Source organism: Streptomyces sp. TLI_053 (genome assembly GCF_900105395.1).
Taxonomy (GTDB): domain Bacteria; phylum Actinomycetota; class Actinomycetes; order Streptomycetales; family Streptomycetaceae; genus Kitasatospora.
Map to the genome: position 1 here is coordinate 1100557 of NZ_LT629775.1, position 12830 is coordinate 1113386.

The 12830-nt window shown below is 75.6% G+C and carries 12 protein-coding genes; 8 read left to right on the forward strand and 4 right to left on the reverse strand.

Annotated features, from left to right (window positions below; translation table 11 throughout):
• Positions 1–11: 11 nt before the first annotated feature.
• Positions 12–485, forward strand: a complete 474-nt coding sequence (locus BLU95_RS04090; protein ID WP_093858733.1) for a hypothetical protein — start codon at positions 12–14, stop codon at positions 483–485.
• Positions 486–539: 54 nt separating this feature from the next.
• The gene (locus BLU95_RS04095) at positions 540–1616 is read left to right on the forward strand and encodes a winged helix-turn-helix domain-containing protein (RefSeq protein ID WP_093858734.1); all 1077 of its coding nucleotides are present in this window, start codon (positions 540–542) and stop codon (positions 1614–1616) included.
• Here BLU95_RS04095 and BLU95_RS43210 read toward each other — a convergent pair.
• Complete coding sequence (locus BLU95_RS43210) at positions 1595–3235, reverse strand: hypothetical protein (protein WP_197698715.1); 1641 nt, start codon at positions 3233–3235, stop codon at positions 1595–1597. The genes BLU95_RS04095 and BLU95_RS43210 overlap by 22 nt on opposite strands.
• Before the next feature lie 91 nt (positions 3236–3326).
• Positions 3327–3905: a TetR/AcrR family transcriptional regulator gene (locus BLU95_RS04105; protein WP_093858736.1), complete on the reverse strand. Its 579-nt coding sequence runs from the start codon at positions 3903–3905 to the stop codon at positions 3327–3329.
• Positions 3906–3996: 91 nt separating this feature from the next.
• On the opposite strand from BLU95_RS04105, the gene BLU95_RS04110 reads away from it, so the two are divergent.
• Positions 3997–4443 carry an anthrone oxygenase family protein gene (locus tag BLU95_RS04110; protein WP_093858737.1) on the forward strand — a complete coding sequence of 149 codons (447 nt, stop codon included), beginning with the start codon at positions 3997–3999 and terminating at the stop codon, positions 4441–4443.
• A gap of 57 nt (positions 4444–4500) precedes the next feature.
• On the opposite strand, the gene BLU95_RS04115 is transcribed toward BLU95_RS04110, so the two are convergent.
• Both BLU95_RS04115 and BLU95_RS04120 read right to left on the reverse strand, forming a co-directional pair.
• The gene (locus BLU95_RS04115; protein ID WP_093858738.1) at positions 4501–4989 is read right to left on the reverse strand and encodes a hypothetical protein; all 489 of its coding nucleotides are present in this window, start codon (positions 4987–4989) and stop codon (positions 4501–4503) included.
• A gap of 186 nt (positions 4990–5175) precedes the next feature.
• The gene (locus tag BLU95_RS04120; protein ID WP_093858739.1) at positions 5176–7062 is read right to left on the reverse strand and encodes a serine/threonine-protein kinase; all 1887 of its coding nucleotides are present in this window, start codon (positions 7060–7062) and stop codon (positions 5176–5178) included.
• Positions 7063–7414: 352 nt separating this feature from the next.
• Here BLU95_RS04120 and BLU95_RS04125 point away from each other — a divergent pair, with 352 nt between their 5' ends.
• From BLU95_RS04125 to BLU95_RS04145, 5 genes are all read left to right on the forward strand, one after another.
• The gene (locus BLU95_RS04125; RefSeq protein WP_093858740.1) at positions 7415–7816 is read left to right on the forward strand and encodes an SH3 domain-containing protein; all 402 of its coding nucleotides are present in this window, start codon (positions 7415–7417) and stop codon (positions 7814–7816) included.
• A gap of 334 nt (positions 7817–8150) precedes the next feature.
• On the forward strand, positions 8151–9188 hold the full coding sequence (locus BLU95_RS04130; RefSeq protein ID WP_093858741.1) for an NUDIX hydrolase: 1038 nt from the start codon (positions 8151–8153) through the stop codon (positions 9186–9188).
• A gap of 409 nt (positions 9189–9597) precedes the next feature.
• Positions 9598–10827 carry a beta/gamma crystallin family protein gene (locus tag BLU95_RS04135; RefSeq protein ID WP_093858742.1) on the forward strand — a complete coding sequence of 410 codons (1230 nt, stop codon included), beginning with the start codon at positions 9598–9600 and terminating at the stop codon, positions 10825–10827.
• 364 nt (positions 10828–11191) lie between these two features.
• On the forward strand, positions 11192–11941 hold the full coding sequence (locus BLU95_RS04140; RefSeq protein WP_502689796.1) for a histone deacetylase: 750 nt from the start codon (positions 11192–11194) through the stop codon (positions 11939–11941).
• A gap of 140 nt (positions 11942–12081) precedes the next feature.
• Positions 12082–12615, forward strand: a complete 534-nt coding sequence (locus BLU95_RS04145; protein WP_231978267.1) for an anthrone oxygenase family protein — start codon at positions 12082–12084, stop codon at positions 12613–12615.
• Positions 12616–12830 lie beyond the last annotated feature (215 nt).

Consider the following 12830-nt stretch of genomic DNA (forward strand, 5'->3'; position numbering starts at 1 on the left):
AGAATGCGGGGATGGAGACCTCGGACGAACTCGCGGCCCTGCTCCGTTCACTCGCGGTCGGTCCGCGCGTCCGTGCCGCCTGCGGTCCAGTGGCGGGCATACCGATCGCCGAGCGTGTGCTCGACCTGGCCGAGCGGGTCCGGGCCGACCGGCCAGCCGTACGCGGCGCGGGACCGGCCTCCGTGCCGGAGGTCGCCGCGGCGCTGGACCCGGTGAACCGTTGGGAGGCGACGGAGATGGCGGCCGACATCGCGTCCGCCGAGCTCGTGCACGGCGTCCCGCTCCAGAACCGGGACAGCGCACGCCGGGCCGCCGGTCGGATTGCCGCGATCCTCGGCGAGGACGCCGACTGGTTCACCAACCGGGAGGGCTTCTGGGGAGCCGGCGGCCAGTGGAATCCCGTGACCCACCACGGCATCGATGTCGTCGTCGCGGCGACGAACGGCGAGCTCTTCGTGGTCCTGCTCGCTTTCGGTGACGACTGAGGCTTCGGGTGAACGAACACCGGGACGCAGGGAACGAGCGGGAGGGGACCGGGCATGAGCCGATGGCGAGTGGACGCGGAGACGCTCGCGGGGAGCCGGTTCGTGGTGTCTCCGCTGGCGGAGACGGTGGCCGCGCTCAAGACCCTGCACGGAGGCGCGGGCTCCCACCCCGGTGAGCAGCGGTGGTTGGCCACCGCGCTCCCCCGGTACCGGGAGCGGCTGGCCGCCGACCCGGTCACCGCCGCGCTGGTCCGGACGGCGCTGGGTCCGCGCTGGAACGCGACCTTCCTGACGCCGACACCGGGGGCCGCGGGGCCGACGGCGGACGCGGCGGCGCTGTTCGCCCGCGAGCTGGCGGAGGTCCGGGCGACGCCGCCGGCCGTCGTCCGGGCCGACCTGGCCGAGACCCTGGGCGCGGCCGACGAATCGGCCCTGCCGTCAGCGCTGTTGGGGCACGAGGACCTGGCCGGTCAGGCGGCCGGGCTGCTGTCCTGGGTGTGGACGGAGACCGTCGAACCGGACTGGGCGCGCCGTCGGCGGATCCTCGAGGCGGACGTCCTGGCCCGCACCGCCGCCCTCGGCTCCGGCGGCTGGGCGGCGGCGCTGGACGACCTGCGGCCGGGAATGCGCTGGCTCGGCGGCGACGGCCTGCGGACCGGGGCCGCACCCGCCGCCGAGGCGCGTGAACTCATTGCCGCCGAGCTGCTGTTCGTTCCGGTGACGCCGGGTCGGAGCTGGCTCTGCTGGGACGTGCCGCCGGTCGACGGACGGCGCGCGCGGCCCGGCCGCCGGTACGCGGTGGTCTACCCGTGCTCGGGCGTCCTGGTGGACGAGGGCCGCCGTCCGGTGCCGAAGGCACTCACCGCGCTGCTGGGAGCGGGCCGGGCCGAACTGCTCACCCTCCTGGATCCCCCGAAGACCACCAGCCAGTTGGTCGCCCTGACCGGTCTCCCGCTCGGATCGGTCGGCCGCCACCTGCGGATCCTGCGCGAGGCCGGGCTCGCCCTGCGCCGTCGGGCGGGCCGCTCGGTGCTCTACCACCGGACGGCGGCGGGCCAGGTCCTGGTGACCGCGGCCGGGTCCGGGGCTCAGGACCCCGGAGCACGGGTTCATGGGTCGACAGGTGCCTGAGCACCGTCCGGTCGCTCCTCCGCCTCGACCTGCATCGGAGGGGCCGGGAGCGGGGCCGGGGGCGGGGTGAGGAAACCGACCGCCGCACCCGCCACCGTGGCCGTCAGGGCGCAGACGAGCGCCAGACCGGAAGCCTGCGACCAGGCCGACAACCGGTGCCCCGCCCACCACAGGTAGGGCAGCAGCGCCACCGCCACGACGGCCGCCCCGCCCGTCGCCAGGGGCTGCAACCGGCTGCTCGCCCGGTCCGGGCCGTGCCGCAGGGCCCAGAGAATCGGGAGCAGTCCCACCGTCAGCACACCCGCCACCAGGAACCCGGGCACCCTCCAGACGAGTTCTCCGCCGCAGAGCCAGGCCGCGAGCCACACCCAGAACAAGCAGAGACCCTGACGGAGCAGCAGGAACCACAGTTCCCGGCGGCGCCCGGCCGGGGCGGTGGTGCGCAGCAGCCAGACCGACGCGACCGCCAGCACCCCCGCGAACCCCGCGGCCGCCGCGACCGGCAGTCCCAGGAACCAGTGTCGGGGCGGCTCGGGGGCGACGAAGGTGCTGAGAACGGGATACTCCTGCTGCGCCCACGCACCGTCGGGCGTCCCGCGCAGCAGTCCGGAACCCGGGTAATTGACCAGCACCACCCAGCCCTCGGGCGCCTTGAGGACGAGCAGCTCGGCGCCGTGGGGCTCCAGGAGGTCGGTCGGTGACACGGACGGGGAAGGAGTGCCGGACGGGGAGACGGTCCCGGACGGGGAGGGGGAGCCGGACGGGGAGGACGAGGACGGCTCCGAGCCGGGGGCCGGACGCGAAGGCCGTTTCCACAACGTCCCGGGGTCGTAGACCATGTGCCAGCTGAAGCCGCCGTCCGCGCTGACCTCCACCGGTGAGGTCGCGTCGCGGAGCCGGTAGCACAACCGAGGCCGGGACTCCGTGCACTGCCCGCTCTGCGGCTGGCTGCGGTCGGGACGGGGCGGGTCCGAGCGGCTCTGCTTCGCCTGTCTCCAGGTTGTGCCGCCGTCCTCGGTGATCCATCGCTTCCCCGGGAGGTCGAGCAGTGTCTGCCCGCCCCTGCTCCACAGCACAGGCCGCTCCGGGCCCGTCCGCGGCGACGACGCGGTGGCCACCATCGCCACCACGGCCAGCGGCACGGCGACGGCCGCCGTCCAGCGCCAGGACCGCCGTCCGGCCCGCGAACGTTTCCACAGCCACCAGGAGACCCCCAGCGCCGGCAGCGCCACCAGGTCGCTCCGGTCCCCCTGGATCCGGCTCGGCACCCCGCTCCACGACCAGACCGCCGAGGCGACCTCGCCGCCCCACGGTCCGGACTTCGCGAAGGCGAACATCGCACCCGTCGCCGCGATCCCCGCCACCGCGGGCCGGTCGCCGCCCGGCCGCAGCCGCAGCACCGGTACCAGCGACAGCACCCCGGTCAGCAGCAACGCCAGGACCACCGGTGACACCAGCATCCACGCCAGGTCGCTGACCTTCCCGGTCACCGCGCCCGGCCAAAGCCGTTTGCCCAGGTGGTCGTTGAACAGCAGCACCGCCACCGCGGCCAGCGTCCCCGGATGCCCCGCCCAGCGGACGACCGCCCGCACGGCTCCCCACTCCCCCGCCCTTCGCATGCCCCGCAGTCTCCCCCGCCCGGCGCGCCCGCACGCCGCGGGAGCGTAACGGTTCGCGCTCGACGGGGACCGCTGCCGGGCGGGCGGCGGGTCAGAGTACGGCGAGCCGGTCCACCAGCAGCTCGACCCGGTGCCCGGTGTGCTCCGGCGGCAGTCGTCCGGCCCGGGTCAGGGTGGCGAGCCCGTGCAGGGCCGCCCAGACCGTCTCGGTGAACAGCGCCGGGTGGACCCCCTCCCCGGCGACCTCCCCGAGGCTCTCCAGCAGGGCGGCGAAGGCGTCCTTCAGCGGCGCGGGGGTGTCCTCGCGCGCGAACGCCAGGCCGCCGTCGAGCTGGAACATGGCGTCGTAGACCGCCGGGTTGCGTTCGGCGTACTCGAGGTAGGCCCGGGCCAGGGCGACGACCCGGGCCCGGGGGCCGTCCGCGGCCGCGGTGGCGGTCCGCAGCGCCGCGGCCATCTCGCCGGCGCCCTCCAGCGCGACGGCGCCGATGATCTCGCGCTTGCCGCGGAAGTGGCTGTAGAGGACGGGCTGGCTGTACTCGATGCGCTCGGCGAGGCGGCGGGTGGTGACCGCGTCCCAGCCCTGCTGCTCGGCGAGCTCGCGGGCCGTGGCCACGATGAGCCGCGCGCGGTCCGCCCGTTCGCGCTGCTTGCGTTCCTGTAGCGACATGAGCGAATTCTAGCACTGCTAGACAATCGAGCGGCAGCAGGTCTAGCGTTGCATCGACAGCTAGCAGCGCTAGATCCCAGGAGGGGCCGTCATGCTCAACGCACTCGAGGTCGTCACCACCGTGGTCGTCGGCGTGATGGTGGGGGTGGAGTTCTGCGTCGCCTTCGTCGTCAACCCGATCCTCGGCGCCCTGCCCGAGGACGCCGGTCAGCTCGGCCGCGCCCACGGCGGCCGGATGCTCGGCGCCCTGATGCCGGTCTGGTACATCACCTCGGTCGTCCTCAGCGCGGTCTGGGCCGCGGCCGGGTGGCAGCGGCCCGGTGCCGGGCTGGTCGTCGTCGCCGCGGCCCTGCTGGTCCTGAGTGTCCTCATGTCGGTGCTGCTGCTCGTCCCGATCAACAACCGGAGCAGGACGTGGACGCCCGAGAACCGGCCCGCCGACTGGAAGGAGCAGCAGGACCGCTGGGACCGCTACCACTACGCCCGGGTCGCCGTCATCGTCGCCGCCTTCGCCCTGCTGGCCACGGCCCTCGCCTGAGCGTGTGGCCACGGCCCTCGGCCGAGCGTGCCGGCGGCCCGGGGCGGTCCGCCGCCGCTACGACTCCGCGGCGCGGCGGGCCGCCTTCACCCGGGCGGCCAGCTGGTCGGCGGGGAGGCGGCGGAGGGTGGTGCCGTGCCGGGCGGCCAGCTCGTCGGCGGGCTCCGGGGAGGACTCGACCGTGTCCAGCACCAGCATCGAGTGCCCGTCCTCCACCTCCTCGCCGAGAACGATCAGGCCGGCGCCGCCCTCGTGGTCGCGCCAGGTCTCGGCGGCGTTGCCGAGCGCGGTCCCGGCCACGAAGCCCAGCAGGACGCCGATCGGGCCGCCGAGCAGCCCGGCGATGCCGCCGGCCACCCCCGCGCCGACCGTCGTCACACCCGCGCCGCGGACCTGGCTGGCCGGGAAGTCCAGGGTGCCGTCCGCCCCGCGCTCGACGATCGCGGACTGCCGCAGGCCGGGCAGGTGCTCGGCCTCGTCGAAGGCGGCGCGGCAGGCGGCGGCGTCGGTGAAGTCGAGCAGCAGGACGTGGTGGTTCTCGCTCATGGTCGCGACGGCTCCTCGTTCGGGGGCGGGGCGGCACCGGAGCGGCCGGAGGCCCACGCCGGGGGCGCCCCGGAACGAGTCCAGCATCGTCCGGGCCGGGGCTGCCCGCCACCGTCCGTGGGCCTACCGGGCCCGGCGGGGCCGGACCCGGCCGCGCAGGAGGAGGCCGGGCGGACGGCGGCCGACTCAGTCGGCGGGGAGGGTGCGCCGCACGGTCCCCTTGTAGTCAGCCAGCAGGTAGCCGCTGTTGTGGTACTCGTTGGACAGGTAGACCCGGATGCAGGCGTAGCCGTCGGACCACATGTCGATCAACAGGTAACGGCTGGTCGGGTTCGGCACGTTGAGGGTCTCGTTGGCCTTCTTCAGCAGCGCCGGGACGGTGTCCCAGTCGTACTGCGCCAGATCGACCGTCTTCTCCTTGGCCATCGACCCACCGGGTCGCTTGGCGATGTTGCCGTTGCGGTAGTCGTACCAGTCGTAGCCGCGACCGTCGGCCGTGGGGACCTGGGCGCTCGCGTACTCCGGGTAGACGGAGAGCTGCTTGACCTTGGTGGTGCCGCTCTGCGCGGTGATCGCGGCGACGACGGTGCGGATGCCGTCCGGGGTGAGCAGGTCCTTGGCCGGTGCGGTGCTCTTCGGCGCGCTGGGCGAGGGCTTCGCCGTGGGGGCGGCGGAGGCGGTGGTGTCCGGGCCGGTGGGCGCGGCGGTTCCGGTCGATGCCGGGGGGCCGCCGGGGTCGGCGGGCGCGTTCGTCCCCTTGGGGGCGGAGCCCGCGCCGGTGCTGCCCGTGGTACCGCCCGGACCGTCGTTGTCCGGCCGGAGGTTCCAGGCCAGCACGCTCGCCAGCGCCACCCCGGCGACGGCGAGCGTCACCGTGGCGCCGGTGCGGCGGCGGGCGGGCGGCGGGGGCACGGTGGGTCCGGTGGCTCCCAGGTACTGGGCGCCGGTGGTGCCGACGTGCCCTCCGTCGGTGGCGGCTTCACCGCCGTGGGCGGGATTCGGGAGGGGGTACTCGGTCTGCGCGGTGCCGAACGCCGGGTTCGGCGTCCCGAAAGCGGGGTTCGGGGTGCCGAAGGCCGGGTTCGGGGTGCCGAAGGCCGGGTTCGGCGTCCCGAAGCCGGGGCTCGGCGCCCCGAAGGCCGCGGTCGGGTCCGGACCGGCCGGCGGGCGCGGGGTGTCCAGGAAGGTCGGCTGCCAGGAGCCCTGCGGCTGCGCCGGACCGGGACCGGCGCTCGCCTCGGCGGCGGCGAGGGCCCGGTCGAGTTGCGCGGCGTCGGGCCGCACCGCCGGATTGCGGGCCAGCACCGCGGCCAGCACCGGCCCCAGTGAACCCGAGCGGGTCGGCGGCGGCAGCGGCTCGTCCAGGACGGCGGCGAGGGTGGCCAGGGTGGTGCCGCGGCGCAGCGGGTGGTGGCCCTCGACGGCGACGTACAGCAGCATGCCGAGCGACCAGAGGTCGGAGGACGGGTTGCCCTCCTCGCCGCGTATCCGTTCCGGGGCGATGTACTCGGGCGAGCCGATCAGCGCGCCGGTGGCGGTGAGCGCGGTGTTGGCGTCCTGCATCGCGGCGATGCCGAAGTCCGTGAGGACGGGCGTGCCGTCGGCGCGCAGCAGCACGTTGCCGGGCTTGACGTCGCGGTGCTGGATGCCGGCCGCGTGGGCAGCGCACAGCGCGGACAGCACGCCGCGGCCGATCCTGGCGGCCTCCGGGACGGTGAGCGGGCCGCGGGCGATCCGGTCGGCGAGGCTGCCGCCGCTGACCAGCTCCATGACCAGCCAGGGGTGGGGGTGGTCGGGGGTGTCGACGATGTGGTGGATCACCGCGACGTGCGGGTGCTGGAGACGGGCGAGCGCGCGGGCCTCGCGCAGGACCCGCTCGCGCAGCTCGTGGGCGGCCTCGGGGTTGGCCGCGGCCATGGCCGGGTCCGGCGGGCGGACCTCCTTGAGCGCGACCTCGCGGTGCAGCATGGTGTCCCGGGCGCGCCAGACCAGGCCCATGCCGCCGCCACCGAGGCGTTCCAGCAGTTCGAAGCGGTTGTCGATGAGCCGTGTCTCCGGCCCCCCAGTGTTCATGGCCGCCATCGTAGGGGCCCGGGCCGTCAACGGGCCGACCGGCCGGGGCGGCCGAACGCTCCGTGGACGCCCGGTCCTTGTCCGGTCCGGCCCGAGCCGCAACCGCCGAGGCCGGCGCGGCGGGACGTCCGACGGCTCCGGTGGCGGGGCAGGTGGCGGGGCGGGTCACGGAACAGGTGACGGAACAGGTGACGGGACAGGGGCGGGACAGGGGTGGGAGCCGTGGCCGGGCGGATTCCGGAGGGCACGGGCGGCGCGGTGATTGCACCCGCCCGAGCGAGCCGGGGCAGCCTTCCGGGTGGCCGTGGGCGCGCGCGGTCGGCCGGCGCCGGATCGGCTCGTTGTGCCCGGTATGCCTGCACACCCCGGAAGGGTCGGCTGGACCGCGCTCTCCCTGCTGATCCTCGTCCTCCCGGCGACGGCCGCCGGGACCGACCACCCTCCACCGCAGCCGGAGCGGCACGCCGGACCTCCGCCGCAGAGCGCTCCGCGCGGCTGGGTGGTCACGGTGAACGCCGCCAATGTCCGGCGCGAGCCCTCGGTCGACGGCGCGGTGCTGGGCCTGGCCCACTGCGGGGAGCGGGTGGAGATCGTCGACACCTGGATCTCGCCGCTCGGGACGCGCTGGAGCCGGGTCGTCGTGGTGCGCAACGGGCTGACGGGGTGGGTGCTCTGGTCGCTGCTGGGCCACCCCGCCCCGCCGGGGCACCCCGCCGCGGTGTGCCCGAGTCCCCCGCCGGGCGGGGAGCGGTGAGCGGCGGGAGGACAGCGGCCCCCGGGGTCCGGGTCCGGGGCCGGGACCGGGGCCGGGACCGGGGCCGGGGCCGGGAATGTGACTGGGGCCGGGGACGGGCACGGGCACGAGGACCGGGTCCGGCGCACGGGGCGCGGAAGGCGGACGGACCCGGACGCGCCGCGCCACCACCGTGCGGGCCTCCGGGGCGGAGCGGCGGTGGGCGTTCCGCCCCGGATCCGGGCGGGTAGGGGCCGCCGGGGACACCCGACGCGGCCAGGCGGGCGCCCCCTGAGACCCGGCCCGGTCCCCCTTTCCCCGCCCGTTGATCCCCCTCGCCCAAGGAGACCTCCAGGTGCACGGTTCCCCCAGTCCCCTGCCGCCGACCGGGGCTCCCGGCGCGGAGCCGTCCGTCGTCGGCGCCTCCGTCACCGGAGTGCCCGACGGGTCCGTCCCCGTCGCCGCCGCGCTGGTGACCGACACCCTCGGCCGGGTCCTGCTGCTGCGCCGCCCGGACGGCCGCTGGGAGCTGCCGTCCGCTGCGGTGCGCCCGGGCGAGGACCCGGCGCGGGGCGCCGTCCGGGCGCTGGCCGAGAGCTGTGGGACGGCCGGGGTGGCGGAGCGCCCGGTCGGGGTGTTCGAGGACACCGCGGAACCGGCGCTGCGGCACGTGTACGCGCTGTCGGCGCACGCGCCCGGCGCGCTGGACCGGCTCGCCCTCCCCCGGCACAGCACGCATGCCTGGTTCTTCACGGACAACCTCCCGGGCGTCACCCCCGCGACGGTGCGGTTCCTGCGTGCCCACGGCCCGGCGCGACCGCATCTGCCGCGCGCCCAGTGGCTGGCCACCACCCCGCGCTCGTGGCTGTGCACGGCTGCCGTGGTGACCGCCCCGGACGGGCGGCTGCTGATGGTCAAGCCCCGGGTCCGGGAACCGGACCGGCGGCCGCGGACCGCGGCCTGGAACTTCCCCGGCGGCGTGCTCGACACCCACGAGGACTCGCCGACCGGGGCGGCCCGCGAGCTGCGCGAGGAGACCGGTCTCGACCGGCCTGCCGGGCCGCTGCTGGCGGTGTTCTGGCGGCACCCCGAGCCGGGCGCGGACCACCCGATCGTCCAGTTCTTCCACGACTTCGGCACGGCCGACCCCGAGACCGTCCGGCTCGGCTGCCGGGACGGGGAGATCACCGACTGGGCGTGGTTCCACCCGGACGGCGGGGAGTTGGACGCCGCCGCCGGTACCGATCGCGCGGACCGGGCCCGGCAGGCGCTGGCCGCCCGCACCTCCGGCCGCACCGTCACCGGCACCGGGCCCGGGCCCGCCGTCGCGGAACCGACCGAGCCGCGGCCCACCGGCCCTCGGGCCACCGACCCGCAGCCGACGGCCGGCTGAACCGGCCGCCCCTCGGCCACGACGGTCCCGTGGCAACGGCACGGGTGACGGCCGTGTGCCCGAGTGGGCAGACGCCGGGGCAACCCGGCACCGGCCTGTCGTACACGTCCGGACAGTCGCCGACTCCGCTCCGGAACAAGCACTTCGGGGTCGCCACCTGTGCGGTCCCGATGCCGCCCGACGGCGGGGCCGGTGCCCGTCGGGACGCATCCTCCGCCGCATCCTCAGATTTCGCTCAAGGGGTCGCCGGGCGGCCACCGGGCGCCCCTATGGTCTCCGTCGACGGAGGCGGCCGCGCACTCACCGGAACGCCGACGGCACGCTCCCCGGCACCCGTCCGTGCCGGCGTTCCCCGGCGCGCCCGTGCTCCGTCCGCCCGCTTCCCCGTTCCGGAGAGGACCACCGTCCCATGCGCACCGGCCACCTCAAGTCCGTCGGCGTCTTCGCCGCCGCCGGCTCCCTGCTCGCCTTCGCCCCCGCCACCGCGACCGCCGCCACCCGAGCTCCCCAGCACTGCACGGTCAGTGTCGAGGGCGGCGACCTGCGCTGCTTCGACACCTACCGGCAGGCCATCGCCGCCGCCACGGGCGGTCTGGTCGCCGACGCTCCGCTGGACGTCGAGACCGCGATGGCCGACCCGTCGTTCGCCGACCGGATCGACCGGGCGGGCGAGGCGGTCGGCAACCGGGCGCGGGACGCACGGCCCGGAGCGGCGGCGGCCGCTGCCGCCGTCGTGCTGTCCACCGAGTACGAGCACGGCAACTTCGGTGGCGCCAGCCTGAGCGTCACCGGCCCCTCCGCCTGCGGCAGCGCCCGCTGGCAGCTGGCCCTGGGCGCCGACTGGAACGACCGGATCAGCTCCTACAAGACCTTCAACAACTGCCAGGTGCGGCACTGGGAGCACACCGACTTCTCCGGCGCCAACACCGGCTACCAGGTCGGCGACCAGGACTGGATCGGCGACCTCAACGACCGGGCCAGCTCGATCGACTTCACCTACGGCGAGTCGCCCACCGTCGCCCAGTTGCTGAAGGACTGCGGCAAGGCCACCGAGAGCTGCGACTTCCGGCCGACCGGGAACGCGAGCTACACGTACGGCGGCGCGCACGAGGTGGCCCGCGGCTACAACTGCTCCTCCACCCCGCAGACCAGGAAGATGACCTGGACCGAGCAGACCAGCGGGGAGAACACCGTCTCGACCGAGATCTCGGTGACGGCCGGATTCGACTTCCTGGAGAAGTTCGAGGTCACGTTCAAGGCCACCTACGGCCACAAGTGGGCCTGGGCGGACACCTTCGCCGAGGAGACCACGCTCCAGGTGCCGGCCGGGCAGGTCGGCTGGGTCGACCGCAACACCCACCTGCAGTCCGCCAGCGGCACCTACGAGCTGCACTACAAGTCGAAGCACTGGGGCCACTACGTCTGGTACGTCAAGAACTTCTCCGGCACCGGACCGGTCCCGCAGGAGGCCGGCGTGGTCACCTGGAACGCCCGCAAGATGACCACTGCCGAGAAGAACGCCCAGTGCAAGGGCCGCGCGGCCTTCGTCACCGTCACCCCCGGCACCGAGGGCGGGCCCGCCCCGGCCGCCACCGCGACCGCCGCTCGCCCGGCGGCCTCGGTCTCCAGCGGCCGCTGACCGCGGGGCACTTCCCCGGCCTCACCCGACCCGGCCCGATCCGCCCCACCCCCGCCCGGACGCCCCGGTCGGCGCGCACCCGGCGCGCCGGCCGGGGCGATCGCGGCGGACACGCCGGACACGCCGGACGCGGGCGCGGCGCCGGAGGCGGAGCCGGCCACAACGCCGACCACGACGCCGGGAAGGACGCCCGGGCAGCAGCTCCCGCCCGGGCACGGCGGGCCGTCCGCGCGCCAGGGCGCGTCCTGAGGTCCGCGGGTCGTCATGCCGGCGCCCTACCCCCCGGTCCAGGGCCGTCATACCCGGTCCACTCGAAAGTGTGCTCCACGAGTAACGCGCCCGAGGGCGGGTAGCGTCACCGGCCGTGGAGGACTCCCTGCCGATCCGACCGATCCGACCGATCCTGCCGATCCGATGGCCCGTCGACCCGGCGGACGCCGCGGACGCCCCGGGCCAGGACGGTCCGGTCTGGTACGCCGCCTACGGTTCGAACATGCACACCGAGCGGCTCGCCTGCTACCTGGGCGGCGGGCGACCGGCCGACGGCGCCCGGGAGTACCCCGGCTGCCGGGACGGCCGGCCGCCGCGGCGGTCGGTGCCCGTTCGACTGCCCGGAAGTCTCTACTTCGCCCTGGAGTCGCGGGTCTGGGGCGGCGGCATGGCGTTCTACGACCCGTACGGACCGGGCACCGCGCCCGCCCGCGCCCATCTGCTGACGGCGGGGCAGTTCAGCGACATCGCCGCCCAGGAGACCGGCGGCGGGCCGGGCACGGACCTCGACCTGGGCACCGTACTGCGGACCGGCCGCGACCAGCAGGGGCCCGGCCGCTACCGGACCCTGGTCTGCCTCGGCACCCTGGACGGCCTCCCGGTGCTGACCGTCACCGCCCCGTGGAGGCTCGCCGAGGCCGAACTGAACGCCCCGCGGGCCCGCTACCTGCGGGCCATCGCCGCCGGACTGACCGACGCGCACGGCTGGTCCGCACGCCGGGCGAGCGTCTACCTCACCACCCGGCCGGGCGCGGCCGGCCACTGGACCGTCGAGTCCCTGTACGCCGCGCTCGCCCCGCACACCGGAGGATCCGCCTCCGCGACGGGTTCCGGCCGCGATTGACATGACCATCCGTCATCATCGGGTGTGTATCCGCCAATTCGGTGGGCAAACGGCAGTTCGATGACGGATGATCGGCACGCGGGCCGCTCCGACCGGGCGGTTCCGGGCGAACGAACGGGGGCAGGGACGACATGGAGGCGATGCGGGTCTTCGCACTGGTGGCGGCGACGGTCACCACCGGACTGACCGCCGGACTGTTCTACACCTACGCCTGTTCGGTGACGCCCGGGCTCGGCAGCACCGGGGACTTCATGGTCGCCCAGGTGATGCAGCGGCTCAACGTGGCGATCCTCAACGGGTGGTTCCTGGTGGGATTCGTCGGCGCGCTGGTCTTCACGAGCGTGGCCGTCGTGCTGCACCTGCCGAGCGACGGCCGTCGGGTGCTTCCGGCGGCGGTCGGCGCGCTGGTCTGCTACACCGCCTCCCTGGTGGTGACCAGGATGGTGAACCTCCCGCTGAACCAGGCGCTGGCGGAGCAGGCCGGAGAGTTGGGTCCGGCCCGGGAGTCGGGCCCGACCGCCCGACCGGACCGCACCGGGCAGGCGGCGCGGATGTACGGGCCGTTCCGGGCCAGGTGGGTGCGGTGGAACGCGGCCCGGGCGCTGCTGTCCACGGCGGCCCTCGGCTTCCTCTGCTGGGCGCTGGTCCTGCACTGCCACCTGCGGCCGAGCTGAGAACCGGGCCGACGGCGTCGCGGCACGGCCCCGCACCCGCACCCGCACCCGCAACACCGACCACCGACCGGTCAGCCGGCGGCCAGCACCACCGTGGTCGGGACCGCGGCCGACCGCGCCGCGGGCGACGGCCCGGCCGGGGCGTCGCCCGCGGCCTCGCCCTCCGCTCCGCCCGGCAGGCCGACGGCCGCACCGCCCGCCTCGGCTTCCTCGCC